General features: G+C 66.5%; 24 protein-coding genes, 1 other RNA gene and 1 riboswitch. Of the genes, 18 read left to right on the forward strand and 7 right to left on the reverse strand.

Going from position 1 to position 24,869, the window contains the following annotated elements; translation table 11 throughout:
* The first annotated feature begins 21 nt into the window (after positions 1-21).
* From AC1DQR_RS34895 to AC1DQR_RS34905, 3 genes are all read left to right on the forward strand, one after another.
* On the forward strand, positions 22-1,584 hold the full coding sequence (locus AC1DQR_RS34895) for a leucyl aminopeptidase (protein ID WP_477134694.1): 1,563 nt from the start codon (positions 22-24) through the stop codon (positions 1,582-1,584).
* Between the two features lie 105 nt (positions 1,585-1,689).
* Positions 1,690-2,142: a DNA polymerase III subunit chi gene (locus AC1DQR_RS34900; protein ID WP_477134695.1), complete on the forward strand. Its 453-nt coding sequence runs from the start codon at positions 1,690-1,692 to the stop codon at positions 2,140-2,142.
* The gene (locus AC1DQR_RS34905; protein ID WP_416049486.1) at positions 2,139-2,732 is read left to right on the forward strand and encodes a hypothetical protein; all 594 of its coding nucleotides are present in this window, start codon (positions 2,139-2,141) and stop codon (positions 2,730-2,732) included. The genes AC1DQR_RS34900 and AC1DQR_RS34905 overlap by 4 nt, the downstream gene beginning before the upstream one ends.
* Positions 2,733-2,830: 98 nt before the next feature.
* On the opposite strand, the gene ilvD is transcribed toward AC1DQR_RS34905, so the two are convergent.
* Positions 2,831-4,504, reverse strand: coding sequence for a dihydroxy-acid dehydratase (gene ilvD / locus AC1DQR_RS34910; protein ID WP_043348892.1), 1,674 nt, complete (start codon positions 4,502-4,504; stop codon positions 2,831-2,833).
* Between the two features lie 164 nt (positions 4,505-4,668).
* On the opposite strand from ilvD, the gene AC1DQR_RS34915 reads away from it, so the two are divergent.
* The 8 genes from AC1DQR_RS34915 (at position 4,669) to AC1DQR_RS34950 (ending at position 13,420) form a co-directional block, all read left to right on the forward strand.
* Positions 4,669-5,691: a LysR family transcriptional regulator gene (locus tag AC1DQR_RS34915; RefSeq protein ID WP_477134696.1), complete on the forward strand. Its 1,023-nt coding sequence runs from the start codon at positions 4,669-4,671 to the stop codon at positions 5,689-5,691.
* A gap of 72 nt (positions 5,692-5,763) precedes the next feature.
* The gene (gene lgt, locus AC1DQR_RS34920; protein ID WP_309404696.1) at positions 5,764-6,576 is read left to right on the forward strand and encodes a prolipoprotein diacylglyceryl transferase; all 813 of its coding nucleotides are present in this window, start codon (positions 5,764-5,766) and stop codon (positions 6,574-6,576) included.
* An 11-nt stretch (positions 6,577-6,587) separates the two neighbouring features.
* On the forward strand, positions 6,588-7,301 hold the full coding sequence (locus AC1DQR_RS34925) for an HAD family hydrolase (protein ID WP_416049484.1): 714 nt from the start codon (positions 6,588-6,590) through the stop codon (positions 7,299-7,301).
* A gap of 273 nt (positions 7,302-7,574) precedes the next feature.
* On the forward strand, positions 7,575-8,315 hold the full coding sequence (locus AC1DQR_RS34930) for a GntR family transcriptional regulator (RefSeq protein ID WP_416049483.1): 741 nt from the start codon (positions 7,575-7,577) through the stop codon (positions 8,313-8,315).
* A 69-nt stretch (positions 8,316-8,384) separates the two neighbouring features.
* Positions 8,385-9,833 carry a malonyl-CoA decarboxylase domain-containing protein gene (locus AC1DQR_RS34935; protein ID WP_477134697.1) on the forward strand — a complete coding sequence of 483 codons (1,449 nt, stop codon included), beginning with the start codon at positions 8,385-8,387 and terminating at the stop codon, positions 9,831-9,833.
* A 101-nt stretch (positions 9,834-9,934) separates the two neighbouring features.
* The gene (locus tag AC1DQR_RS34940; RefSeq protein ID WP_477134698.1) at positions 9,935-10,921 is read left to right on the forward strand and encodes a Bug family tripartite tricarboxylate transporter substrate binding protein; all 987 of its coding nucleotides are present in this window, start codon (positions 9,935-9,937) and stop codon (positions 10,919-10,921) included.
* A 52-nt stretch (positions 10,922-10,973) separates the two neighbouring features.
* Positions 10,974-11,756: an enoyl-CoA hydratase/isomerase family protein gene (locus AC1DQR_RS34945; protein ID WP_477134699.1), complete on the forward strand. Its 783-nt coding sequence runs from the start codon at positions 10,974-10,976 to the stop codon at positions 11,754-11,756.
* Positions 11,757-11,866: 110 nt separating this feature from the next.
* Positions 11,867-13,420, forward strand: coding sequence for a malonate--CoA ligase (locus tag AC1DQR_RS34950; protein ID WP_416050373.1), 1,554 nt, complete (start codon positions 11,867-11,869; stop codon positions 13,418-13,420).
* A gap of 123 nt (positions 13,421-13,543) precedes the next feature.
* Here AC1DQR_RS34950 and AC1DQR_RS34955 read toward each other — a convergent pair whose 3' ends face one another.
* From AC1DQR_RS34955 to AC1DQR_RS34980, 6 genes are all read right to left on the reverse strand, one after another.
* A complete protein-coding gene (locus AC1DQR_RS34955; RefSeq protein WP_477134700.1) occupies positions 13,544-14,245 on the reverse strand; it encodes an SIMPL domain-containing protein in 702 nt (233 codons plus the stop codon).
* 120 nt (positions 14,246-14,365) lie between these two features.
* A complete protein-coding gene (locus AC1DQR_RS34960; RefSeq protein ID WP_416049478.1) occupies positions 14,366-15,178 on the reverse strand; it encodes a sulfite exporter TauE/SafE family protein in 813 nt (270 codons plus the stop codon).
* Between the two features lie 84 nt (positions 15,179-15,262).
* Positions 15,263-15,757: an EVE domain-containing protein gene (locus AC1DQR_RS34965; protein WP_174427959.1), complete on the reverse strand. Its 495-nt coding sequence runs from the start codon at positions 15,755-15,757 to the stop codon at positions 15,263-15,265.
* Positions 15,758-15,940: 183 nt separating this feature from the next.
* Positions 15,941-16,151, reverse strand: a non-coding RNA gene (ssrS, locus tag AC1DQR_RS34970) — 6S RNA.
* Positions 16,152-16,464: 313 nt separating this feature from the next.
* Positions 16,465-16,806: a cell division protein ZapA gene (locus AC1DQR_RS34975; RefSeq protein WP_416049477.1), complete on the reverse strand. Its 342-nt coding sequence runs from the start codon at positions 16,804-16,806 to the stop codon at positions 16,465-16,467.
* Complete coding sequence (locus AC1DQR_RS34980) at positions 16,803-17,120, reverse strand: hypothetical protein (RefSeq protein WP_174427972.1); 318 nt, start codon at positions 17,118-17,120, stop codon at positions 16,803-16,805. The genes AC1DQR_RS34975 and AC1DQR_RS34980 overlap by 4 nt, the downstream gene beginning before the upstream one ends.
* A 208-nt stretch (positions 17,121-17,328) precedes the next feature.
* Positions 17,329-17,573, forward strand: a riboswitch (cobalamin riboswitch).
* A gap of 98 nt (positions 17,574-17,671) precedes the next feature.
* Between AC1DQR_RS34980 and AC1DQR_RS34985 the strand changes: the two genes are divergently transcribed.
* The 7 genes from AC1DQR_RS34985 to cobC are packed head-to-tail and all read left to right on the forward strand — an operon-like array spanning position 17,672 to position 24,573.
* Positions 17,672-19,612, forward strand: a complete 1,941-nt coding sequence (locus AC1DQR_RS34985) for a TonB-dependent receptor plug domain-containing protein (RefSeq protein WP_477134701.1) — start codon at positions 17,672-17,674, stop codon at positions 19,610-19,612.
* Positions 19,613-19,625: 13 nt separating this feature from the next.
* A complete protein-coding gene (locus tag AC1DQR_RS34990; RefSeq protein ID WP_477134702.1) occupies positions 19,626-20,633 on the forward strand; it encodes a FecCD family ABC transporter permease in 1,008 nt (335 codons plus the stop codon).
* Between the two features lie 5 nt (positions 20,634-20,638).
* Positions 20,639-21,475 carry an ABC transporter ATP-binding protein gene (locus tag AC1DQR_RS34995; protein ID WP_416049474.1) on the forward strand — a complete coding sequence of 279 codons (837 nt, stop codon included), beginning with the start codon at positions 20,639-20,641 and terminating at the stop codon, positions 21,473-21,475.
* The gene (cobO, locus tag AC1DQR_RS35000) at positions 21,468-22,109 is read left to right on the forward strand and encodes a cob(I)yrinic acid a,c-diamide adenosyltransferase (protein ID WP_416049473.1); all 642 of its coding nucleotides are present in this window, start codon (positions 21,468-21,470) and stop codon (positions 22,107-22,109) included. Before AC1DQR_RS34995 ends, cobO begins: the two co-directional genes overlap by 8 nt.
* A 57-nt stretch (positions 22,110-22,166) precedes the next feature.
* The gene (gene cobT / locus AC1DQR_RS35005) at positions 22,167-23,207 is read left to right on the forward strand and encodes a nicotinate-nucleotide--dimethylbenzimidazole phosphoribosyltransferase (protein ID WP_416049472.1); all 1,041 of its coding nucleotides are present in this window, start codon (positions 22,167-22,169) and stop codon (positions 23,205-23,207) included.
* 41 nt (positions 23,208-23,248) lie between these two features.
* Entirely contained in the window at positions 23,249-24,013 is a 765-nt protein-coding gene (locus tag AC1DQR_RS35010; protein WP_416049471.1) for an adenosylcobinamide-GDP ribazoletransferase, read from the forward strand.
* Positions 23,998-24,573 carry an alpha-ribazole phosphatase family protein gene (gene cobC / locus AC1DQR_RS35015; RefSeq protein WP_416049470.1) on the forward strand — a complete coding sequence of 192 codons (576 nt, stop codon included), beginning with the start codon at positions 23,998-24,000 and terminating at the stop codon, positions 24,571-24,573. The genes AC1DQR_RS35010 and cobC overlap by 16 nt, the downstream gene beginning before the upstream one ends.
* Positions 24,574-24,869: the final 296 nt, after the last annotated feature.

Below are 24,869 nucleotides of genomic sequence, written 5' to 3' on the forward strand. Positions count from 1 at the left end.
AAGCCCCTGGAAGGAAGCGCGATGGAATTTAGCACAAAAGCCTTGGATTGGAGCAAAGCGGGCCAAAATGGTTTCCTGGCAACCAAGACCGATTGTCTGGTGGTGGGCCTGTTTGAAGGACAGAGCCTGGCCGGTGTGGCCAAGGCGCTCGACGTGGCAACCAAGGGTTTGGTCTCCCGGCTCGTCAAGCTGGGCGATTTCGAAGGCAAGCGCGGTACCCAGCTGATGCTGCACGAAGTGGCCGGCGTGGGTGCTGCCCGCGTGCTGCTGGTGGGCTTTGGCAAGGAAGCCGAGTTCGGCGACAAGGCGTTCGCCGAGGCGGTGCGCACCGCGCTGCGTGCCTTGTCCGGCACGCGCGCCGCCAATGTGCTGTGGTGCCTGGCCCAGCAGCAGGCCCCGCAGCAAGCTGGCAACGCCCGCGACCTGGCCTGGCGCCTGATCACCACCGTCACCCTGATCCGCGAGGCGGGCTACCGCCTGCTGGAGCGCCATCCGGGCCTCAAGCGCGCCAACGCCAGTACCAAGGGCAACGGCAACGGCGCCGACAAGCTCACCGGCCTGCGCAAGGTGGTGCTTACCGTGGACGCTGCTGACGCCAAGCCGGCCGCCCAGGCCGTGGTCCGCGGCGCGGCCATCGCCAACGGCATGGAGCTGACCAAGGACCTGGGCAACCTGCCGTCCAACATCTGCACGCCGACCTACCTGGCCAATACCGCGCGCAGCATCGCCAAGCGCCACAAGCTCAAGGTGGAAGTGCTGGGCCGCAAGCAGCTCGAGGCCCTGAAGATGGGCGCCTTCCTGGCGGTCACCAAGGGCGCGGTGGAGCCGCCCCAGTTCATCGTGCTGCGCTACGACGGCGCCTCGGCCAAGCAGGCGCCGGTGGTGCTGGTGGGCAAGGGCATCACCTTCGATACCGGCGGCATCTCGCTCAAGCCCGGCGAGGGCATGGATGAGATGAAGTACGACATGTGCGGCGCCGCCTCGGTGCTGGGCACGCTGCAGGCGGTGGCCGAGATGGGCCTCAAGCTGAACGTGATCGCGGTGGTTCCCACCTGCGAGAACATGCCATCCGGCAACGCCACCAAGCCCGGCGACGTGGTCACCAGCATGTCCGGCCAGACCATCGAGATCCTCAACACCGACGCCGAAGGCCGCCTGGTCCTGTGCGACGCGCTGACCTATGTGGAGCGCTTCAAGCCGGCCGCCGTGGTGGATGTGGCAACCCTGACCGGCGCCTGCATCATCGCGCTGGGCCACGTCAACAGCGGCCTGTACGCGCGCAACGATGGCCTCGCGGACCAACTGCTGCAAGCCGGCCGCAAGGCCATGGACACCGCCTGGCGCATGCCGCTGGACGATGACTACCAGGACCAGCTGAAGTCCAACTTTGCGGATATGGCCAATATCGGTGGCCGCCCGGCCGGCAGCGTGACCGCCGCCTGCTTCCTGGCGCGCTATACCGAGAAGTACGACTGGGCCCACCTGGACATCGCCGGCACGGCCTGGAAGAGCGGCGCCGCCAAGGGCGCCACCGGCCGCCCGGTGCCCCTGCTGGCGCAGTTCCTGATGGACCGCGCTGGCTGAAGCTGGATGGTTAAGCTTGATGCTTGACAGCAGGGACGGGCCGGCGCCGGCATCTGCGCGGGTCCGTCCCTGTTTAGCTTCATTCTCACAGGATTGCTTTCAACCATGACGCGTATCGATTTCCACAGCAACGTGCCCGACAAGCTCGGCTACGCTTGCCGGCTGATCCGCAAGGCGTACGGCGCCGGCCAGAAACTGGTGGTGCATGGCGCGCCGGAGCAGCTGGCGCAGCTCGATGCGCGCTTGTGGACGTTCTCCGCGCTGGATTTCCTGCCGCATTGCGGCGTGGACAGCCCGAACGCCGGGGTGACGCCGATCGTGTTGGCGGCCGCGCTGGACCAGGCTCCGCACCATCAGCTGCTGATCAATCTTAGCGCCGAGCCGCCGGCGCAGTTCGCCAGCTTCGAGCGCATGATCGAGGTGGTCGGCAGCGACGCCGACGACCGTGCCGCCGGGCGCGAGCGCTTTCGCCTGTACCGCGAGCGCGGCTATCCGCTGGCGCACCACGATATCGCCCAGGCCGGCCAGGCAACACAGGGTAAGGGGGATGCCGCATGACCGAACGCACCACCTCGCGGGTGATCCCGCGCATCGGGCCCAACGACAGCATTCCACTGCTGACGGAGGTGATCGACCTGCCCACCGACGGTGCCAGGCAAACGGCGCCGGATGCGACGCCGACCGCGGCCACGCAAGCGGTCGCGTGGTCGGATTCCGGCGCTGGCGGCCCAGGCCATGCCCAGCCCGTGCATGACATGACCTGGCCTGGCCCGGTCACCCATGTCGTCATGCCCCGTGAGACCGGCGACGGCATTCCCGCGCCCGAGATCCCGGCGCTGCACCAGCCAACCCCGTCGACCCAGGATGGCGCCTACTCGGTCTCGCACGCCACGCACCACGCCAGCCCGCCGCCCAGCCCGGACGAGCTGCGCGCCGTGCGCAGCGAGCTGCTGACCCGCGTGATGATGCGGTTTCGCACCGAATGGCCGCAGGTAGTGGAGGCCCATACCGAAGCCACGCTGCAATCGCGCCTGGCCCCGCTGACCGCGCAACTGGCGGCGGAACTGACGCAGGCGATGGAGGCCCGGCTGGTGGAATGGCTGGACGCCACGCTGGAAGAAATCGAGCGGGATCCGGGCGGAATGTGAAGGATCCAATCGCGCGGGTGTTTGCGTCTGCGCTGCACCATAAAAAAAGCCCGCGATTGCTCGCGGGCTTTTGTCCTTCTGGCGATGAAGCCGCAGCCTCAGTCCGTCACAGCGCCCTTGCTGGCGGTCGAAGCCAGCTTGGCGAACTTGGCCAGCACGCCACGGGTGTAGCGCGGTGCCGGCTGCTTCCAGGCGGCGCGGCGCTTGGCCAGCTCTTCTTCGCTCACGTTGAGTTCCAGTAGCAGCTTGTGCGCGTCGATGGTGACCGAGTCGCCTTCCTGCACCAGCGCGATGTTGCCGCCCACGTGCGCTTCCGGCGCGACGTGGCCGACCACCATGCCCCAGGTGCCGCCCGAGAAGCGGCCGTCGGTAATGAAGCCGACCGATTCGCCCAGGCCCTTGCCGATGATGGCCGAGGTGGGGGCCAGCATTTCAGGCATGCCGGGGCCGCCCTTGGGGCCCAGGTAGCGCAGCACCAGGATGTCGCCGGCGTTGATCTTGTCGGCCAGGATGGCGTCCATGGCGCTTTGCTCGTCCTCGAACACGCGGGCCGGGCCGGTGATGACCGGGTTCTTCAGGCCGGTGATCTTGGCGACGGCGCCTTCCTGTGCCAGGTTGCCCTTCAGGATGGCCAGGTGGCCTTCCTTGTAGAGCGCCTTTTCGATCGGCATGATCACGTCCTGGTCGGCGCGCGGGGTGTCCGGCACGTTTTCCAGTTCCTCGGCCAGGGTGCGGCCGGTGATGGTCAGGCAGTCGCCGTGCATCAGGCCTGCCTTGAGCAGGATCTTCATGACCTGGGGAATGCCGCCCGCGCGGTGCAGGTCGGTTGCCACGTACTGGCCCGACGGCTTCAGGTTGCAGATCACCGGCACCTTGCGGCGGATGCGCTCGAAGTCGTCGATGCTCCATTCCACTTCGGCCGAGTGGGCGATCGCCAGGTAGTGCAGCACGGCGTTGGTGGAGCCGCCGGTGGCCATGATCAGCGCAACGGCGTTCTCGATGGACTTGCGCGTGATGATGTCGCGCGGCTTGATGTCCTTCTTGATGGCCTCGACCAGCACGCGTGCCGATTCGGCGGCGCTGTCGACCTTTTCCTGGTCCGGGTTGGCCATGGTCGACGAGTACAGCAGCGACATGCCCAGCGCCTCGAACGAGGAGCTCATGGTGTTGGCGGTGTACATGCCACCGCACGAGCCCGACGACGGGCAGGCATTCTTCTCGACGCCCTCGAAGTCTTCCTGGCTCAGGCGGCCGGCGGTGAATTCGCCCACGGCCTCGAACGACGACACGATGGTCAGGTCCTTGCCCTTCCAGTTGCCCGGCTTGATGGTGCCGCCGTACACATAGATGCCCGGCACGTTGGTGCGCGCCAGCGCGATCATGCCGCCCGGCATGTTCTTGTCGCAGCCGCCGATCACGACCACGCCGTCCATCCACTGGCCCTGGGTCGCGGTCTCGATACAGTCGGCGATGACTTCGCGGGAGATCAGCGAGTACTTCATCCCTTCGGTGCCCATCGACATGCCGTCCGAGATGGTCGGGGTGCCGAAGATCTGCGGGTTGGCGTCGGAGGCCTTGATGGCCGCCACGGCGGCGTCGGCCAGGCGTTGCAGGCCGGAGTTGCACGGCGTGATGGTGGAGTGGCCGTTGGCGATGCCCACCATCGGCTTGTCGAAGTCTTCCTTCTTGTAGCCCAGCGCGTAGTACATCGAGCGGTTGGGGGAGCGCGCCACGCCTTGCGTGATGTGCTGCGAGCGTTTGTTGTATGCCATGGGAATCTCCGGGGGAAGTGTGCCGGCCTGCGCGGGGCGCCTCAGGGTTCCGAGGACCGGGCAGGCTCTTGCCATGTTGTGGACGAGAGCATGCCGCTTGCCTTTTATCGTGTCAAATATATTATTCAACCTTTATTGAGTCGAAAAACATATCAGGAGCGCCTTTGGACCTGCGCCAGTTGCGCTACTTCGTTACCGTGGCGGAGGAGCTACATTTCGGCCGCGCCGCGCGGCGGCTCACCATGACGCAGCCACCGCTGTCCCAGCAGATCCAGGCGCTGGAGGAGGAGATTGGCGTGCAGCTGTTCGCCCGCACGCGGCGCTCGGTGGCGCTCACCCCTGCCGGCCAGCAATGGCTGCCCGAGGTGCGCCGCGTGCTGGCCGATGCGGCCGCGCTGCCGGGCCTGGCCCAGCGGCTGGCGCGCGGGGAGGCTGGCACGCTGTCGCTGGCCTTTGTCAGCACGGCCGACTACGGCATCCTGCCCGACCTGCTGCGGCGCTTCCGGGCGCGGCACCCCAACGTGCAGCTGCAACTGCGCGAGGCCACCAGCGATATCCAGCTGGAGGCCCTGATGGACGGCGGCATCGACGCCGGGCTGGTGATCCGCCCGCAACTGCCGGCCATGCCGCATGGCGTGGCCTACCTGCCGCTGGTGCGCGAGCCGCTGGTGCTGGCCGTGCCGCAGGGCTGGCGCCCGGATGGCTCGGCGGGGGTGGCCGATGGAACGGAGCCCGGCGTTTCCCTGAAAGAAGCGGCGCACGAGCCGCTTATCATCTTTCCCCGGCGAAGCGCGCCGGCGTTTTATGACATCATTACGGGCTGTTATGCGCGCGAAGGCCTCACGCCGGTGATCGCCCAGGAGGCCATCCAGATGCAGACGATCGTCAGCCTGGTGTCCGCCGGCATGGGGGTGGCCCTGGTGCCGGCCTCGCTTTGCAACCTTCGCCGTACCGGTGTGTCCTACCTGCCGTTGCGCGACGCCGGGCCCGATATCGAGACCGGGCTGGTGTGGCGTGAGGCTGGTGCCGACGGCGTGAGCCCCGTGCTGAGATCGTTTATCGAGATCGCCGGCGCGCTGGCCGCTGCCATGACGCTGACGCAAAACGCTGGCATAACACCGGGCACGGAGCCGGGCGCGGAGCTTGGCACTGCCGCCGCGGCAACGCACCTGACGGGCGCAGCCTGAACCCTGATATCGCGCCGGACGCCAGTTTGCCCGTGCGCGATCTCTCTACCTACAACCCTAACCACGGCACACATGCTGATTCATCCCCAATTCGACCCGGTTGCGATTCATCTCGGCCCGCTCGCCATCCGCTGGTACGGGCTGATGTACCTCGCCGGGTTCATCATGTTCCTATGGTTCGGGCGCCTGCGCATCCGCCAGCCGCATATCGCGGCCCAGGGCTGGACGGTCAAGGACCTGGACGACATGCTGTTCTTCGGCGTGCTGGGCGTGATCCTGGGCGGGCGGCTGGGCTACGTGTTCTTCTACAAGGCCGATTACTACCTGAGCCATCCGCTGGAGATCTTCAAGGTGTGGGAGGGCGGCATGGCCTTCCACGGCGGTTTTCTGGGCGTGATCGTGGCAATGTGGCTGTTCGCCAAGCTGCGCGGGCGGCACTGGATGGAGGTCACCGATTTCATCGCACCGATGATCCCTTGCGGGCTGGCGGCCGGGCGCATCGGCAACTTCATCAACGGCGAGCTGTGGGGCCGTCCCACGGACCTGCCGTGGGGCATGATCTTCCCGCAGGCCGGCGACAACATTCCCCGCCATCCTTCGCAGCTTTATCAATTTGCCGGCGAAGGCGTGGCGCTGTTCATCATCCTGTGGCTGTTCGCCAGGAAGCCGCGCCCCATGGGCGCGGTCTCGGGCGTGTTCCTGATCGGCTACGGCGGATTCCGTTTCCTCGCCGAGTTCGCGCGCGAGCCGGATAACTTCCTGGGCCTGCTGGCGCTGAACTTCTCCATGGGCCAGTGGCTGAGCCTGCCGATGATCCTGGCCGGCATTGCCTTGGTGGTCTGGGCGAACCGTCACGGACAGGCGGCGCAGGCCCCGATCCGTTGAAGCTGGCGCGGATGACCCCGCAGTTGACCCCGCAGTTGACCCCGTTCACCGCAGCCATCTTCGATATGGATGGCCTGCTGATCGACTCCGAGCGCGCCATCATGCAGGCATGGATTGGCGCCGCGCGCGAGATCGGCATCACGCTGGCGGCCAGCGACTACGTGCAGGTCATCGGCAAGGCCAAGCCGGAGTCCGATGCCTTCCTGGTTTCCCTGCTTGGCGACGAGCATGCCTTCCGCCAGGTGCAGGCGATGGCGGGCGCGCAATTGCATGCGCCGGCCACCGGGCCCCGGTTTCCGCTGAAGCCCGGCGCCAGGGAATTGCTCTCGGCGCTGCGCGGCGCGGGCATTCCCTGCGCGGTGGCATCGTCATCCCGTGTCGAGGAGATCAAGGACCGGCTCGGGCGCGTGGGCGTGCTGGATTTCTTTTCTTCCGTCTCGGGTGGTGATGAGGTGCGTCGCGGCAAGCCGGACCCGGCGCTGTACCAGCTCGCCGCCGAGCGCCTCGGCGTGGCGCCGCGGGCGTGCCTGGCCTTCGAGGACAGCGAGAACGGCGCAACGGCCGCGAACCGCTCGGGGGCGCAGGTGGTGGTGGTGCCCGATATCAAGCCACCTTCGCCGGTCGTGACCGGATTCAGTTTCCGGGTACTGGACACGCTGCATGAGGCCATTGCGCACGTGCCGCACTGGTTCGGTGTCCACGCGGCAGGGGGTTTGGCGGGCTAGTCCGCACGCGGCGCCCCATGGCGTTCGCTGCCTTGCATTCGTCCGCGCCGCCCCCTGGCGCTGGCGACCATGGTGAGACTGACCCTCCTGTTGATTGGCGCGCAAGCGTTGCGCGAGCGCTGGAAGATGCTGCGCATGCGGCTGCGCAACATCGATTTGTCTTGTCATCTGGCCGCCGTTATTCATAATTATGAATTATTGGGCCTGGCAAGACACATTTCACCGTGCCGCAAGCCACCCCGATGCCATTGCATTCTTCCGTCCGGAGGCACCATGCGCATCATCCAGCAGGCCCTGTACCTCGAAGTCGCGGAGCGCCTGCGCGCCATGATCGACGAGCACGCGCTGATGCCCGGCGCCTGGATCGATGAGGCCACGGTGGCCGAGTCCATGGGGATCTCGCGCACGCCGATGCGCGAGGCGCTCAAGGTGCTGGCCGCCGAAGGCCTGGTGCGGCTGGAGCCGCGCCGCGGCTGCTTCGTCAACGCCTTGTCCGAGCAGGACCTCGACGAGATCTTCCCGCTGATGGCGCTGCTGGAAGGACGCTGCGCCTATGAGGCGGCGCGCAACGCCACCGCCGAGGACCTCGACGCGCTCGAAAGCCTGCATGCCGACCTGACCCAGTATGCGCAGGCCGGCAATATCGACGCCTACTACGAAACCAACTACCAGATCCACGAAGCCATCCAGCGGCTCGCCGGCAACCGCTGGCTGTCCGGCCTGATCAGCGACCTGCGCAAGGTGCTGCGCCTGTCGCGCCACAAGAGCCTGAAGCTGCCGGGCCGCATCCGCGAATCCTGCGCCGAGCATCTGTCGGTGTTCTCCGCGCTCAAGGCGCATGACCCAGAGGGCGCCGAGACCCTGATGAAGACGCACTTGCTGCGCCAGCGCGGCGCGCTCAGGGCACTGGACGCCGCCGAGGTTGCCGTGGTTGACGATAGCGGTGGCGACCCCATCCCCGAAGCACCGCCCGGCCGCCTGCACCTGGCCGGCAAATCATCCGTTGATCGATAGCAGCTTGGACAGCCGTTACGGATAGCCCCTACGGACCGCACTCACAGACAGCCAAAAGCAGGTACGCCCATGGATTCCCTCAGCAATAGCGAACAGAAAGTCAGCGCGCCCCTGAGCGGCTTTGAGCCGTCGGCGCCAACCCTGTTGTCCCGCTTTGGCCGGTGGTGGGGCCGCAAGGGCGATGGCAACGCCAAGCCGGATGCGGTTGCCGATGCCAAGGCACATGCCAAGGCCGTGGCGCTGCCGGCTCGCGTGCTGCGCCGGCAGCGCGAGCAGCTGCGCCAGTGCTTCGATGCGCGCCTGACCGACAGCGCGGCCAACGCCGCCGCGCAAACCTGGCGGGCCGAGTACGAAGCCGCGGACGATGACGCACGCCAGGCCATGCTCGGCGTGCTGGCCGAAGTCGCCGCCAGCGGCAGCGCGCAAGCGGATGATGAGGCCAAGGACGGCAAGGCGGACAAATCCGTGTCCGGCCCGCCGCAGGCCACGTCCAATGCGCGCATCCGCTTCTTCAAGCGGCTGGCCGCGCTACACGGGCAGGAGGGCGCAAGCGTCTGCGGCCTGCATTTCCTGATCGGCCTGCGTGCTGACATGCTGCGCTGGCACAAGCGCGTGCCGGGCCTGCGCCCGCTTGACGACGATCTGGAGGCGCTGTTCTCCAACTGGTTCGACGTGGGCCTGCTGGAACTGCAGCCCATCACGTGGGACTCGCCCGCATCGTTGCTGGAAAAGCTGATCCGCTACGAGGCGGTGCACGAGATCGCGTCCTGGGCGGACCTGCGCAACCGGCTCGATTCCGATCGCCGCTGCTATGCGTTCTTTCACCCGCGCATGCCACGCGAGCCGCTGATCTTTGTCGAGGTGGCCTTCGTGCCCGAGATGGCCGCCAACGTCCACGCGCTGCTGGACGAAGCCGCGCCGCTGGAGGATCTGCGCCGCGTGAAGTGGGCGATCTTCTATTCCATCTCCAATACGCAGGCAGGCCTGCGCGGCGTGAGCTTTGGCAACTTCCTGCTCAAGCGCGTGATCGAGGAGTTGCAGCGCGAGTTTCCCAAGCTCAAGCAGTTCGCCACGCTCTCGCCCATTCCCGGGTTTGCCGACTGGCTGCGCAAGCGTGATGGCGACGCGGTGGCCAAGGTGCTGGGTGACAAGCGCCTGGCGCGCTGGAGCGAGCGCCACGGCACCCCACCCGCCGACGGCGCTGGCTGGCTGGCCGCGCTGCCTGCCGATTCCGAGGACGCGATGGTGCGCGACATCGCGCTGGCGCTGGCCGCGCATTACCTGGTGCGCGAGCGCCAGCAGGCGCTGCCGGCCGATCCGGTGGCGCGCTTTCACCTGGGCAATGGCGCCTGCGTGGAGCGCCTGAATTGGGCCGCCGACCTGTCGCGCAAGGGCCGCGCGCAGTCGTGCGGGATGATGGTGAATTATCTTTACGTGCCCGAGGCGCTAGATGACAATCTGGTGCGCCTTGGCAACGGATCCCCGCGCATGAGCCGCGCGGTGAGCAAGCTGTTGTAACCCTGGTCAGGTAACAGATAAGGCCGCGGGCCGCGTTCGCGGGCCATTCCAGCAGTTCTTCGTTTTGACTTTCCACAGCAGAAGAGAGAGGAGACAGAGTCATGAATCGTCGTCAGTTTCAACTGGCAGGGCTGGCTTGCGCGCTGGGCGCGGGTTTGGGCGCGGTAGCGCCCGTGGCGCAGGCTGACACCTGGCCGTCCAAGCCGATCACCGTGATCGTGCCGTTCCCGGCCGGCGGCGGTACCGATGCCTTCGCCCGCCCGCTGACCGCGCAGCTTTCCAAGCAGCTCGGCAAGCAGTTCGTGATCGATAACCGCGGCGGCGCCGGCGGCACCGTGGGCGCGAGCATCGCGGCCAAGGGCGCGCCGGACGGCTATACGGTTTTCATCGGCGGGGCGCACCACGCCATCGCACCGTCGTTCTACAAGAAGCTCGACTACGACATCGAGAAGGATTTCATCCCCATCACGGTGATCGCGCAGCCGCCGCAGGTGATCGTGGTGAACCCGACCAAGGTCGCCGCCAACACGCTGGGCGAGCTGATCGCCTATGCCAAGAAGAACCCTGGCCAGCTGAACTACGCTTCGGCCGGCAACGGCTCGTCCCACCATCTGGCGGGTGAGTTGTTCAAGCTGCAGACCAAGACCTTCATCACGCATATTCCCTACAAGGGTGCGGGCCCTGCGCTGTCCGACCTGATCGCGGGCCAGGTGGATATGGATTTCGACGGTCTCGGTTCTTCGGCCCAGCACATCCGCGCCGGCCGCATCAAAGCGCTGGCGGTGGCATCGACCAAGCGCTCGGCCGCGTTCCCGAATGTGCCCACGGCCGCCGAGGCCGGGGTGCCTAACTACGAAGTTTCCACCTGGTACGCGATGTGGGTGCCCAAGGGCACGCCCAAGGACATCGTCGACCGGCTTTACACCGAAGTGGAGAAGGCACTGAACACGCCCGAGATGAAGCAGATCTGGCTTGCCAATGGCTCCGATACGCCGGCCCTTACGCAAGAGCAGTTCGCGCAGTTCCAGCGCGCCGAGATCAAGCGCTGGGCTACGGTGGTGCAGCAGTCCGGCGCCAAGATCGACTGATGGAGGATAGCCGCATGGTTTCCGATGTTTCCCGTGCGCGTGGAGCGCAGGCATGAGCGGCACGGTAGCGTTCGCGCGTGAGGGCGACGTGGCCACGGTCACGCTGTCCCACGCTGGCAAGCTCAATGCCATCTCCGTGGCGATGTGGCGCGCGCTGGCGCAGGGCTTTGCGGACCTGTCCGCCGATCCCTCGCTGCGCTGCGTGGTGGTGCGCGGCGCCGATGGCAACTTTGCCGCCGGCGCCGACATTGCCGAGTTCCCCGAGGAACGGGGCGATGCCGCCGCGCTGCGCCGTTACCACGAGGCGGTGATTGCGCCGGCGCTGGCCGCCATCGCGGGCTGCCTGCATCCGACGCTTGCCATGATCGAAGGGGTTTGCGTGGGTGGCGGGCTGGAGATCGCCTGCCATTGCGACCTGCGCATCGCCGCCGACGACAGCCGCTTCGGCGTGCCGATCAACCGCCTCGGCTTTCCCATGGCGCCCGGGGAGCTGACCGGGCTGCTGGCCCTGGCGGGCCGCGCGGTGACGCTGGAGATCCTGCTGGAGGGCAGGGTGTTCGACGCCGCCGAGGCGCGCGAGAAGGGGCTGCTGACGCGTGTGGTGCCGGCAGCGGCACTCGGCGAGGAAGTCGCCGCGGCCGTCAAGCGCATCGTGGCCGGTGCGCCGTTGGCCGCCCGCATCAACAAGCAGAGCATCCGCCGCCTGGCGCCGGCGCCCGCGCCGCTCACCGCGGCGGAGCTCGACGCCCATTTCCGCTATGGCGATAGCGCCGACCATGCCGAAGGCGTGGCGGCATTCCTGGCACGCCGGCCGCCGCGTTTTAGCGGTCAATAGCACAGGCAAAAGCACGGGCAATCGCTTTAGGTATCATTGCCGGCTATTGATCGGATTGCCCATGCGGATTGCCCATGCTATTGCCGATTCCGTTTTTCATCTTCCGCAATATGAACGCCAACCTGTTCGCCCTATTCGAATCCCGCTTCCCGGCGGACCGCAGTGCCTGCTGCATTGAAACCCACGACGGCCTCTACTACAGCTGGGACGACCTGGACCGCGCCACTGCCAAGATGGCCAACCTGCTGGCTGCGCTCAAGCTGCCCGAGGGCGCGCGCGTGGCGGTGCAGGTGGAAAAATCGCCGGAGGCGCTGTTCCTGTACCTTGCCACGCTGCGTGCGGGCTACATCTACCTGCCGCTCAATACCGCCTACCAGGAAGCCGAGATCGATTACTTTGTCGGCAACGCGGAGCCGGCGGTGGTGGTGTGCAGCAGCGCTAACTTCGGCTGGGTGTCCAAGGTGGCGTTCCGCCACGGCACCAAGCACGTCTTCACGCTGGACGACGACCGCTCAGGCTCGCTGTTGTCCCGCGCCGCTGCGCAACCGGACCGCTTCGCCACGGTGGCGCGCGGCGCCGACGAGCTCGCCGCCATTCTCTACACCTCGGGCACCACGGGCCGCAGCAAGGGCGCCATGCTCACGCACGGCAACCTGGCCTCCAACGCCAAGACGCTGCATGCGTATTGGGGCTGGCGCAGCGACGACGTGCTGCTGCACATGCTGCCGATCTTCCACGTGCATGGCCTGTTCGTCGCGTCGCACGGCGCGCTCTTGGCCGGTGCCAAGATGATCTGGGCGCCCAAGCTCGACATGGCGCAGATCCTCAAATTCCTGCCGCGTTGCACCGTGATGATGGGCGTGCCCACGTATTACGTGCGCATGGTGCAGGAGCCGCGCTTTGACGACGATACCTGCCGCCGCATGCGCCTGTTCGTGTCTGGCTCCGCGCCGCTGCTGATGGAAACCTTCGATGCCTTCCGCGAGCGCACGGGCCACACCATCCTGGAGCGCTACGGCATGAGCGAGACGGTGATGCTGGTCTCCAACCCGTACGACGCGCAAGACGGCGAGCGTATCGGCGGCACCGTTGGCAAGGCGCTGCCGGGTGTTTCGGTGCGCGTGGTGGATGGCGACGGCAAGCCTTGCGCGGCGGGCGAGATCGGCAATGTGGAAGTGCGTGGCCCGAATGTGTTCAAGGGCTACTGGCGCATGCCGGAGAAGACGCAGGAAGAGTTCACCGCCGACGGCTGGTTCAAGACCGGCGACGTGGGCCGCTTTGGCGGTGCCATCGTCAGCCAGGCTGGCGAGCGCAAGGTGCCTGAGGACTACCTGACCATCGTCGGCCGCAGCAAGGACCTGATCATCTCCGGTGGCTACAACGTCTACCCCAAGGAGATCGAGAGCTTTATCGACGAGATGCCGGGCGTGGCGGAAAGCGCCGTGATTGGCGTGCCGCATGCCGACTTCGGCGAGGCGGTGGTGGCGGTGGTGGTTGGCAAGCCAGGTGCCTCGCTGGATGCGCTGAGCCTGATCGGCGGGCTCAAGGGTCGTATTGCCAATTTCAAGGTGCCTAAGCGCGTGCACGTGGTGGAGGAGTTGCCGCGCAACACCATGGGCAAGGTGCAGAAGAACGTGCTGCGCCAGCAGTTCGGGGCGCTGTAAGCACCGCCGCTCCTTGATGGCTCATGCATCAAAGACAAGGCCCCTGCCGCTTGCGCGGCAGGGGCCTTGTTCCGTGCCTTCTGCCTTCTGCCTTGACCCTTGGCCTGTGGCTTTGGAGGGCGCTTATTTCAGCATCTGCACCGAGCCGTTCACCGTCACGGTGACCTGGGCCTTGCCGCCCTCGACCGGCACCGGCGCGGAATCAGCCATCATGGCCTTGGCCGCGTACATGCGCGGCATCGGCTGCACCGCGCCAACCTCGCCCACCTGCACTTCACGGATGGTGTAGCTGCCGTAGCCGAACAGCTTGGTGGTGGCCTGGGCCTTGTCGCGGAACGAGGCCACGGCCTGCTCGGTCAGCTTGGCCTCGGCCGCCTGGCGGGCTTCGCGCGAAAGCGAGAAACTGATGTTCTGCACCTGCATCTGGCTGGCGAGCTGCCCCGCGAGCTTGGACACGGCGGTGAAATCGCGCGATTCCAGAATCACCTCGGCGCGGCCGCGCCAGGTGCTGATGCGCCCGTTCTTGTCGTTGGACGGATAGATAGTGAAGCCGCCCGATTGCGCCTGCACGCCATTGGTACGCTTGGCCTGCGCGATCACATCCGCCGTCCTGGCCGACAGCGCCGAGGAGATTGCGCCCGGTTCCGCGCCTTCCTGCTCGGCGGCGAGCGTCAGGTGCACCACGTCGGTCGGTACTTCGGTGGCGGCCTGGGCGGACAGCGACAGCACGCCGGCAGGGGCCGGCTCGTGGGTCGGGCCGCCGCCCTGGGCGGAGGCAACCATGGCGGTAGTACCGAGCAGCGTGGCGGCAAGCAGATGTTTCATTGGATTCTCCCTTGTCAGACGATGGGTATCAGACGCGCCGCCCAGGTGATCGTTCCGCTACGTCGCGTGCGACCTTGTATCTACTTGTATCCGCGGCATGCGTCGCCGGCACCTGCGGCCTCAGAATGCGTGCCAGGCCTTCCACATCATGTAGGCCGACAGGCTGAACAGCAGGCAGGCGAAGACTTTCTTCAACTGTGCGACATCCATGCGGTGCGCGGTGCGCGCGCCCAGCGGCGCGGTCAGCACGCTGGCAACCGCGATCACCGCCAGCGCTGGCAGGTAAATGTAGCCGAGCGAGCCGGCCGGCAGCCCGGTCTGGCCCAGCCCGCTCCACACATAGCCGATCACGCTCGCCACCGCGATGGGAAACCCGAGTGCGGCCGAGGTGGCCACGGCATTGTGAATGGGCACGTTGCACCAGGTCATGAACGGCACCGAGACAAAGCCGCCGCCCGCGCCCACCAGGCTGGACAGGAAGCCGATCATGCCGCCCGCGCCCAGCATGCCCGGCGTGCCCGGCAGTTGCCGGTGCGGGGCGGGCTTGCGGTTGCGCAGCATCTGCCACGCCGAAAAGCCCACGAAGACAGCGAACAGCAGCGACAACCAGCTGGTCTTGAGCGCCGCAAAGACCTTGCCGCCGCCGATCATGCCGCCAATCAGGATGCCGGGCGCCAGGGCCAGCACCAGCTTCCATCGCACCATGCCACGCTTGTGGTGGGCGCGCACCGAGGACAGCGAGGTGAACAGGATGGTCGCCATGGAGGTGGCGATGGCCATATGGACGATGGCCTCATGCGGGAAGGCCAGGGCGGTGAACAGCAGCGTGAGAAAGGGCACCATCATCATGCCGCCGCCTACGCCAAGCAAGCCGGCGCAGAAGCCGGTAAAGGCGCCGAGCAGCAGCAGCCCGGGAATCAGGGAAAAGCTCATGACGCGGAATCGACCTTGTTGGCGTTGTAGTTATGTCGTCGGCAGCCATTGTGTCATGCCGCTGCAGTGACCGCCGGTGCCGGGCTAGCGCATCAGCCGCGTGGTGATGAAACGCCATTCGGCCGGGGTCACCGGCGTGATCGACAACCGGTTGCCGCGGCGTAGCACGACCATGTCGGCCAGTTCGTCATGCGCGCGCAGGTCGGCCAGCGAGATCAGCGGGCCCTTGCCGACAAAGCGCACGTCAACCAGCATCCAGCGCGGTGCATCCGGCTTGGCGGCGGCGTCGTAGTAATCGCTCTTCGGGTCGAACTGGGTGGGATCGGGGTAGGGCTGCGAGCTGACCTCGGCCAGGCCAGCAATGCCGGGCTGCGGGCAGGAGGAGTGATAGAACAGCACGCCGTCGCCGATTTGCATGCCGTCGCGCATGAAGTTGCGGGCCTGGTAGTTGCGCACGCCGGTCCATGGCAAGGTGCCGCGTTCGGCTAGCGTATCGATGCTGGCCTCGTCGGGCTCCGACTTCATCAGCCAGTACTGGCGGGCGCGCGCGGCGGCATTGGCTTGCGTGGATCGGCTCATGGGCGGGCAGGGCGTGCGTGACGTTGGCGACAGCGATATGGTGCAGCAAGCAGGGCCAAAAGAAAACCGTCTGGCGAATGTGGGCCGTGGCGCAAAAACAGAGGGAGGGCACTGCAGAGGCAGCGCAGGTCAACCTGCGCCACAAAAGGAAAAGGCGGTGGTTGAATAACCACCGCCTTTAGAGGGGTCCCCGCCTCGGCCGCTGGATCGGCATCCTGAACCCAAGTGAGGTTCAGAGTGGCTGCGGAAGCCGCATTTCGGGTACATCACCGATTCAGGGAGTCCAGACTGCAACTATGAACCATGCGACGCGCTCGCCCACACGGCATAATCCCGCACCAACAAATGCTTATCGGTTCAAGGAATATGATCCTGACGAACCAGGCAGGGAAACTGTCAAACGTCTGACTTTTTTTGCACTGCCAAACGCATACTGCTTTGGCATGGCTGTCAGACGTTTGCCGTTTCTAACTTGGATGGGATGAAAACGGCGGTCAGGCGCGATAACCCGACCTAAGGTGCCGCAACTATGTGGCTTGGTGCGGCTTGGCTCCACTATACACCGCGAGGCTTTCCATACCAAGCCCGTCTTTGCGTGTCGTTACATTTTGCTGACGCGCGCGGCATGTGGGGCACATCGGGCAGTATCACGAGCGTATTGCCGCCTGCCTGTGCCGTGCGGTACACCGCCGGCGCAGGGCAGGGCATCAGTTGCGCGGCACGGGCGAATTGGTGCCCACATGCGCGTACTGGCGCAGGGCTTCGTCCGCGCGCTCGTTCAGCTCGCGAATGCGCGCACGCACGGCATCAACGGGAATCGCGCCATCTTCTTGCTGCTTGCGCTTGAGCGAGAGCAGGTCCGAGGCGATGCTGATCGCGGCCATCACTGCAACGCGTTCCACGCCCTTGGCGGATACCCCGCCCTTGAGCCGGGTCATCTGGCCGTCTACCAGTGCCACGGCCTCCAGCAGCGCGGCCTCGTTGTCGGCGGCAATGGCGAACCGGTAGGACTGGCCGGCAATGTTCACTTCGACTTGCTTATTGCTCATGCGTTTTCTCCGGGTGCCTTCTGTTCGGCGCGGCTGGCCGCATCGCCTTCGCCCAGCAGGTCGAGCTGGCGGGCGTCGCTGGCGGTGGGCAGCTTGTCCAGGATCGACTGGATGCGCAGCTGCGCTTCCTCGATCTTGATATTGAGCAGCTCGCGGTCGGCGGCCATGGCTTCACGGTCGCCGCGCAGCTGGCTGGCGTCGGCCTGCAGGCGTTCGATCTCCTCCCGCAGCCGCTGGTTCTCCGCCGCCAGGGTATCGGCATGGTGCAGCACACGCCCGATCTTGGCGGCGAGTTGTTCGAGTTCGGTGAGCATAGAGCCTGTCATATCTAGGGTCTCGGGTTTTGGGATTTTAGCCCAAGCGCTATCGTGCGGACGGCGAACGCAGACGTGTGTGACCGGGCCTGCGTGCCGAAGTTGCATGCATCGTCGTTTAACGGCATCCGTGGCGACGGCTTTATGCCTGTTTCCAGGCGCTTTTGCCCTGTTTTGCCGCGGCATTGACGCTTGCCTCGAAACTGCCTACACTCGCGCACGTTCCAGGTGCTCGTAATCCTATTCACTACAGGGTTGCAGTTCAACGGGAAACAGGGAGCCAGCCACCGCCGCCAGGGCAGGGCCGAGCCAACCTGTGCTGCCCCCGCAACGGTAAGCGACCGTGATCGCAAGATCGCAAGGCCGACCACTCAGCCACTGAACCGCAAGGTTCGGGAAGGCGGTCGGACTGGTGTCGTCAGCCCGGATACCGGCCTGAACGAGAGTGCGCCGCCCTCCGCTGCTTCTTGCCGCGCAAGCCAGCGGCGCGCTTCGTCGCCAGACGGTCCGCGGGGGAACGGACCAGGCAGCTCTCTCCCACAATCCGCATCATGCGTTCATCGTCTTACAGGTCGAGCCGTCCGGCATTGCCGGCGCGCCACAAGACCGCCCCCGTTTCTGTCTCCCGACAAGTCTGCGCCACGCCTGTCGCCTTGCTGGCCCTGCTCGCCGTGTGCGCGCCCGGCGCCGCCATGGCCCAGGCCAGCGAGCCCGCCGCCGTGCAGYCGGCCGCCGACGCGCAGCTCACGCCGGTGGTGGTCAGTGCCAACCGCACTCCCCAGCCGATCACCGAAGCGCTGCCGCACACTACCGTGGTGACCCAGCAGGACATCGTCAACTCGCAGGCGATCGATCTGCGCTCGCTGCTGCGCACGCAGGCCGGCGTGGAGTTTGCCGCCAATGGCGGCCTGGGTTCCAATACCACCCTGTTCATGCGCGGGGCCAACGGCAACCAGACGCTGATCCTGATCGACGGCGTGCGCGTCTCGTCGGCCAGCAGCGGCACGGCCCAGTTGTCGAACATCCTGCCCGACCAGATCGACCATATCGAGATCGTGCGTGGCAACGTCTCCGCGCTGTATGGCTCTGATGCGATCGGCGGCGTGGTGCAGATCTTCACCAAGAGCGGCGCGGGCCAGGCCCCGGCGGCCAACGCGCAGATCGAGTACGGCAGCAACAATACGCGCCAGGGCACGGTGGGCTACGGCGGCCAGATCGGCGACACGTCGTTCAATATCACCGGCTCGGCCATCAAGACCGACGGCTTCTCGGCCATCAACAGCAAGCAGCAGCCCAAGGCCAACCCCAACGACAACCCCTACGACAACAAGAGCGTATCGGGCCAGGTCAAGCATCGCTTCACCAGCGACTGGGACGCAGGCGTCACCGCCTACTATTCGAAGAGCAAGCTCTCCTATGACAGCACGACGGGCAAGCCTACCGATGTCTGGTGGATGAACAGCGAGCTTTACACGGTATCCGCCTTTGTCAACGGCAAGATTACCCGGGACTGGAGCACGCACTTCAAGGTGGCCCAGAGCGAGGATCGCAGCGAGAACACCAAGAACGGCCTGTTCGACAGCCGCTTCAATACACGCAACCGCCAGTACACCTGGCAGAACGAATACGCGCTGGCGCCCACGCACACCTTGCTGTTCGGCACCGAATACCTGCAGCAGGAGTTCGATTCCAGCACCTATGCCGCGCCCAACCGCAATGTGGCCTCGGTGTTTGGCGGCTACGACGGACGCCTGGGCAAGCATCAGTTGCAGATCAATGTGCGCAACGACCATTACTCGGACTTCGGCAGCCAGGCCAGCTACTTCGCCGGCTATGGCTATAACCTGACCAATGCGTTCAAGCTGATCGCCAACGCCAGCAATGCCTTTCGCGCGCCGACGTTCAACGAGCTCTACTATCCTGGCTACGGCCAGCCGGGCATCAAGCCCGAGCGCGCCAAGTCGGTCGAGCTGGGCGCGCAGTACAACACCGATGCCGCCGGCCTGCTGCGCGTGACCGCGTTCGAGACCCGCTACGACAACCTGATCACCTCGGCGCTGCAGCCCAACGGCCTGTACCTGGCGCAGAATGTCAACAAGGCCAAGGTGCAAGGCATCGAAGCCTCCTGGCGCGCCAAGCTGATGGGCACCGACGTGGGCGCGAGCATCACCTTCCAGAATCCGGTGGATGAGCAGAGCAATACGCAGTTGCTGCGCCGTGCACGCCGCCATGCTGCCTTCGACGTGGGCCGCCAGTTTGGCGACTTCCGCCTGGGCGGCGAGTGGATCATCTCCTCGACGCGCATGGATAGTGGCTCGCGCACGTTGGGCGGATACGGTATCGTCAACCTCAATGCCCGCTATAACATCGACAAGCAATGGTTCGTGGCCGCCCGTGTGGAAAACCTGTTCGACAAGAACTACCAGCTCGCCTATCCCTTCAACACGCAGGGACGCGCCGGCTTTGTCACGCTGGGCTGGCGTCAGAAATGACAATGAGGATGGCATGCCTGACATGCGCCGCGCGCTAGCCGTCTGGCTGATGCTTGCCGCCGCCGGCGTGGCGGTGTTCCTGCTGTCGCTGGCGGTGGGCAGCGTGCCGTTGTCGGGTGCGCAGGTCTGGCACGCGCTGTCCGTCGGCGCCGACGATACCGCCGGCGCCATCGTGCGTGAGCTGCGGCTGCCGCGTGCGGCCGCGGCGTTCGCGTGCGGCGGCCTGCTGGCGCTGACTGGCGCGCTGATGCAGGTGCTGCTGCGCAATCCGCTGGCCGAGCCCTATGTGCTTGGCGTATCGGGCGGCGCGGCCACCGGTGCGCTCACCGCCATGCTGATGATGTGGCCACTGTGGACGGTGCAGGCCGGCGCGGCCGGCGGCGCGCTGTTCTCGATGGTGCTGGTGGCCACGCTGGCGCGGCGCGACCTGCTGCAYCCGCRGGTGCAGGGCGGSCAYCATGAGGCSGGCKCSCGCCTGCTGCTGACCGGCGTGATCCTGGCCGCAGGCTGGGGCGCGCTGATTACCCTGATTCTGAGCGTGGCGCCCGAGGCCCGTTTGCGCGGCATGCTGTTCTGGCTGACCGGCGACCTGGGCGGCACCGCCAGCTACGGCCTTGCGCTGGGTGCGCTGGCGCTGGCCGTGCTGCTGGCCATGCCGATGGCGCGCTCGCTCAATGCCATGCTGATGGGCGAGACCGTGGCGCAGGCGCTGGGCGTGCGCGTCGGCGCGGTGCGCCTGTCGGTGTTCGTGCTGGCCTCGCTGGCAATCGCGGTGGCCATTACCTCGGCCGGCTCGATCGGCTTTGTCGGGCTGGTGGTGCCGCACCTGGTGCGCCTTGCCTGGGGCAACGACCAGCGCCTGATGTTGCCTGCCTCGGCCTTGCTCGGCGGCACGTTGCTGATGGCCGCCGACCTGGTGGCGCGCACGGTGATTGCGCCGGCGCAGTTGCCGGTGGGCGTGATCACAGCGCTGCTGGGCGTGCCGACCTTCCTCTTTCTACTGTTGCGCAGGCCGCGCTGACTACCATGCCGACCTGGAACGAACCCGTCTGCGCTTGTCCGCCGCTGGTGCTGCAGTCCTTGCAGTTGCGCGCCGGCGCGCGTGCGCTGCTCGATGGCCTGAGCCTGTCCATGCAGGCGGGCGAGCTGTGGTGCATCGTGGGCCCGAACGGCGTGGGCAAGTCCACGCTGATGTCGGTGCTGGCCGGGCTGCGCAAGCCTGACGGCGGCGTGGTGCTGCTCGATGGCCGCGCGCCGCTGGAGACGCCGCCCGCGGCCCTGGCATTGCGCCGCGCCTACCTGCCTCAGGCCGTGCACGACACCTTCTCGATGTCGGTGCGCGACGCCGTGGCGGTGGGCCGTCACCCGCATCTCTCCGGCTGGGGCTGGGCCGGCCGCGAGGATGACGCGGTGGTCGCGGCCGTGATGCGCGAGATGGATCTCGATGCGCTGGCCGGGCGCGACGTGCTGACCCTGTCCGGCGGCGAGCGCCAGCGCGTTTCGCTGGCCGCCACGCTGGCGCAACAGGCGCCGCTGCTGATGCTGGACGAACCCGCCGCCCACCTCGACCTGCGCCACCAGATCATGGTGCTGGAAACCTTGGCGCGGCTGGCCCGCGCCGGCCGCCACGCCATCGTGGTGATCCTGCACGACCTTAACCTGGCGCGGCGCTACGCGACCCATGCTTTGCTGCTGGCCGAAGACGGCCTGTGCCTGCATGGCCCCGCTGCGCAGGTCCTGACCCCCGCGCATTGCTCGCACGCGCTGCGCACGCCCATTGTCAGTGTCAGCGACGGCCGCCATACCGCGCTGATTGCCGACGGGGCGCACTCTCCCGCACCAGACGAAACCCAACATGACTGAACCCAAAGCTTTTGAGACTTCCACGTCGGAAGATGCCGCCCGCGACGAGCGCCACAAGGCGCGCATGCTGCGCAAGAAGGATGTCGTGGATGCCAAGATCGCCGCGGCACAGGACGAGCGCGGCGTGATCGTCATCACCACCGGCAACGGCAAGGGCAAGTCCAGCTCCGGCTTTGGCATGGTGGTGCGCGCGCTTGGCCACGGCATGCAGGCCGGCGTGGTGCAATTCATCAAGGGTGCGATTCCCAGCGGCGAGGAATTGTTCCTGCGGCGCTTTCCGGAGCAGTGCGCCTTCCATGTGATGGGCGAAGGCTACACCTGGGAAACGCAGGATCGCGCGCGCGACGTGGCCAAGGCCCAGGCTGCGTGGGAGGTGGCGCGCTCACTGCTGCGCGACCCGTCGATAGGGCTGGTGCTGCTGGACGAGCTCAATATCGCGCTCAAGCTGCACTACCTGGATGTCGACACCGTTATCGCCGACCTGCGTGCCCGCCCGCCGATGCAGCACGTGGTCATCACCGGCCGCGGCGCGCCGCCCGCGCTGATCGAGGCGGCGGATACCGTGACGGACATGACGCCGGTCAAGCATGCCTTTCAGCAAGGCATCAAGGCTCAACGTGGCGTCGAGATGTAAAACGTCTATTCTTGTTCCAGCGAATCGAATCTCTTCTCAGCTACACCAAGAAATACCATGCAGTTACCCGCCATCACCCCGCTCGACGCCTCCCTGCGCCCGACCCTGCAAGCCGCCATCGATGCCAAGACCAAGCCGCTCGGCGCGCTCGGCCGGCTCGAGGATCTGGCCTTGCAGATCGGCCTGATTACCGGCAGTGGCACGCCGGAGCTCAAGCGTCCCGCGGTGATCGTGTTCGCAGGGGACCACGGCGTGGCCGATGCCGGCGTGAGCGCCTATCCGGCCGAGGTCACGGCGCAGATGGTGCTCAACTTCCTGGCCGGGGGCGCCGCCATCAATGTGTTCTCGCGCCTGCACGGGCTGGCGCTGGAAGTGGTGGACGCGGGGGTGCGCGCGCCGCTGCCGTCCGCGCCCGGGCTGGTCAACTGCCGCATTGCCGCGGGCACGCGCAATTTTGCCCTTGAGCGCGCCATGAGCGCGGAACAGGTGCAGGCGGCGCTCACCGCCGGCATGGCGCGCGTGCTGCGCCACGCGCAGCAGGGCAGCAACGTGATTGGCTTTGGCGAGATGGGCATTGCCAATACCTCGTCGGCTGCTTGCCTGGTGAGCCGGCTTACCGATACACCGATTGAGGACTGCATCGGCCGCGGCACCGGCCTGGACGACGCGGGCCTCGCGCGCAAGCGCGCTGTGCTGGCGCAGGCACTGGCACTGCATGCGGATGCGGTGGAGCCGCTCGACGTACTGGCCGCCTTCGGCGGCTTCGAGATCGCCATGATGACCGGTGCCTTCCTGGCCGCGGCCGCCAGCCGCATGGTGATCCTGGTCGATGGCTTTATCGCCTCGGCCGCGCTGCTGGTGGCGCAGCGCCTCGCGCCTGAGGTGCTGGAATATTGCGTGTTCTCGCATTGCTCGCACGAGCATGGCCACCGGCGCCTGCTGGATTATTTCGGTGCCGAGCCGCTGCTGGCGCTGGACCTGCGCCTGGGCGAGGGCACCGGCGCCGCGCTGGCCTATCCGCTGGTCGCATCTGCCGCGGCCTTCCTGCGCGAGATGGCCACCTTCGGCGCGGCCGGCGTCAGCACCGCGTCGGCGTAGACTGCGGCACGCTTTCGCTACCTGGCCCAACGCACCCGCCCATGCTCGACGAACTTCGCTACTTCCTGACCGCCATCGGCTACTTCACGCGGGTGCCGGTGCCGCGCTGGGTCGGCTTTGCGCCGCACTACCTGAACGCGGCGGCGCGTTACTTTCCGCTGGTGGGGTTGCTGGTTGGCGTGCTGGGCGCGCTGGCTAGCTGGGGCGCGCTGCAGTGGTGGCCGCCGGGCGTGGCCTTGCTGCTGGGCATGGCTGTGACGCTGCTGGCCACCGGCGCTTTTCACGAGGACGGCCTGGCCGACTGCGTGGATGCTTTTGGCGGCGGCTACCGGCGCGAGGACGTGCTGCGCATCATGCACGACTCGCGCATTGGCGCATTTGGCGCCATCGCGCTGGTGGTGGCGTTGCTGCTCAAGTGGCAACTGCTGGTGGCGATTGCCGCGCGCAGCGGCATGGCGGAGTTGCTGCTGGTGCTGGTGGCCGCGCATGCGGCCAGCCGCGCCATGGCGGTGAGCTATCTTGCCACGCTGGACTACGTGCGTGCCGAGGGCAAGGCCAAGCCGGTGGCGCAGCGGCTGTCCGGCATCGGGCTGGGTTTCACGCTGCTTTGCGGTGCATTGCCGCTGCTGCTGGTGTCGCCGCTGTTTGCTGCTGTGGTGATCGTTGCCTTGGTGGTGCTGCGCTTTTTGCTGGGGCGCTACTTTGTTCGCCGCATTGGCGGTTACACCGGCGATTGCCTCGGCATGGCGCAGCAGCTGGCCGAGTTGTTGATCTATCTGGTGGCGGCGGCATGGACCTGGTCCTGATCCGCCACGCGGCGCCCGAGGTTGCGCAGGGGATCTGCTACGGCGCGCTTGACCTGCCGCTGGCTCAGCCCGTTTTGCCCGAGCCTGCCCGCATGCTGCTGGCACTCGATGGCCTTGCGCCGCAGCGCATTGTTTGCAGCACAATGGCGCGGGCTCGCGCTACGGCTGATTTACTTGCGCGGGATTTCGGGTTGGTGCCGCAAGCCGATGCGCAGTTGCGCGAACTCGATTTTGGCCGTTGGGAAGGCCTCGCATGGGATGCCGTGCCGCGCGCCGAGCTGGATGCGTGGGCTGCGGATCTGCTGCATGCGCGGCCGCATGGGGGCGAGACCGTCGCACAGGCGATGGCGCGTGTGGCGGCTTGGGCTGATGCCTTGCCGGTGGATGCTCCGGACCGGCTGTGGGTTGTTGCTCATGCGGGGCCGATGCGTATGCTGGCAGCGCACTGGCTCGGGGTGCCGCTGGCTACTACGCTGGGGTGGGATCTTGGTTATGGGGCGAGTTGCCGGTTTACGCTGGGTGGCGGTGTGGCGCGGTTGCGGTGGTGGAATCGGGGTTGAGTTGGTGGGGGTGGCAATTGCAACTGCAACTGCAACTGCTTAACTGCGACTGCCTAACGTCAAAAGCAACTGCGGTTTCACCACCCCTGCGGGGCGGCGACCTACTTTTTTGTCTTGCCAATAAAGTAGGCAAGAAAGGCGCGCCATGGTACGACTCACTCACATAGGTAACACTTGAGTTCAAGCACATAGGTAACAGTTTTCTACGCTGCATGGGCGACCCTGAAAGGAGATGCCCATGCCCTGGAGCGAGCTGAAACCCATGGACCAACGAATTTTGTTTGTGGTCGATCACG

The sequence above is a fragment of the Cupriavidus sp. 05L411 genome (assembly GCF_056398045.1).

Coding starts and splice junctions, on each gene's coding strand:
- cobC (WP_416049470.1), top strand. CDS start 23,998: ATGGACCTGGTCCTGATCCGCCACGCGGCGCCCGAGGTTGCGCAGGGG.
- AC1DQR_RS34980 (WP_174427972.1), bottom strand. CDS start 17,120: ATGCTCACCGAACTCGAACAACTCGCCGCCAAGATCGGGCGTGTGCTG.
- cobO (WP_416049473.1), top strand. CDS start 21,468: ATGACTGAACCCAAAGCTTTTGAGACTTCCACGTCGGAAGATGCCGCC.
- AC1DQR_RS34930 (WP_416049483.1), top strand. CDS start 7,575: ATGCGCATCATCCAGCAGGCCCTGTACCTCGAAGTCGCGGAGCGCCTG.
- AC1DQR_RS34900 (WP_477134695.1), top strand. CDS start 1,690: ATGACGCGTATCGATTTCCACAGCAACGTGCCCGACAAGCTCGGCTAC.
- AC1DQR_RS34950 (WP_416050373.1), top strand. CDS start 11,867: ATGAACGCCAACCTGTTCGCCCTATTCGAATCCCGCTTCCCGGCGGAC.
- AC1DQR_RS35010 (WP_416049471.1), top strand. CDS start 23,249: ATGCTCGACGAACTTCGCTACTTCCTGACCGCCATCGGCTACTTCACG.
- ilvD (WP_043348892.1), bottom strand. CDS start 4,504: ATGGCATACAACAAACGCTCGCAGCACATCACGCAAGGCGTGGCGCGC.
- cobT (WP_416049472.1), top strand. CDS start 22,167: ATGCAGTTACCCGCCATCACCCCGCTCGACGCCTCCCTGCGCCCGACC.
- AC1DQR_RS34905 (WP_416049486.1), top strand. CDS start 2,139: ATGACCGAACGCACCACCTCGCGGGTGATCCCGCGCATCGGGCCCAAC.
- AC1DQR_RS34940 (WP_477134698.1), top strand. CDS start 9,935: ATGAATCGTCGTCAGTTTCAACTGGCAGGGCTGGCTTGCGCGCTGGGC.
- AC1DQR_RS34995 (WP_416049474.1), top strand. CDS start 20,639: ATGCCGACCTGGAACGAACCCGTCTGCGCTTGTCCGCCGCTGGTGCTG.
- AC1DQR_RS34935 (WP_477134697.1), top strand. CDS start 8,385: ATGGATTCCCTCAGCAATAGCGAACAGAAAGTCAGCGCGCCCCTGAGC.
- AC1DQR_RS34925 (WP_416049484.1), top strand. CDS start 6,588: ATGACCCCGCAGTTGACCCCGCAGTTGACCCCGTTCACCGCAGCCATC.
- AC1DQR_RS34965 (WP_174427959.1), bottom strand. CDS start 15,757: ATGAGCCGATCCACGCAAGCCAATGCCGCCGCGCGCGCCCGCCAGTAC.
- AC1DQR_RS34960 (WP_416049478.1), bottom strand. CDS start 15,178: ATGAGCTTTTCCCTGATTCCCGGGCTGCTGCTGCTCGGCGCCTTTACC.
- AC1DQR_RS34945 (WP_477134699.1), top strand. CDS start 10,974: ATGAGCGGCACGGTAGCGTTCGCGCGTGAGGGCGACGTGGCCACGGTC.
- AC1DQR_RS34955 (WP_477134700.1), bottom strand. CDS start 14,245: ATGAAACATCTGCTTGCCGCCACGCTGCTCGGTACTACCGCCATGGTT.
- AC1DQR_RS34975 (WP_416049477.1), bottom strand. CDS start 16,806: ATGAGCAATAAGCAAGTCGAAGTGAACATTGCCGGCCAGTCCTACCGG.
- lgt (WP_309404696.1), top strand. CDS start 5,764: ATGCTGATTCATCCCCAATTCGACCCGGTTGCGATTCATCTCGGCCCG.
- AC1DQR_RS34895 (WP_477134694.1), top strand. CDS start 22: ATGGAATTTAGCACAAAAGCCTTGGATTGGAGCAAAGCGGGCCAAAAT.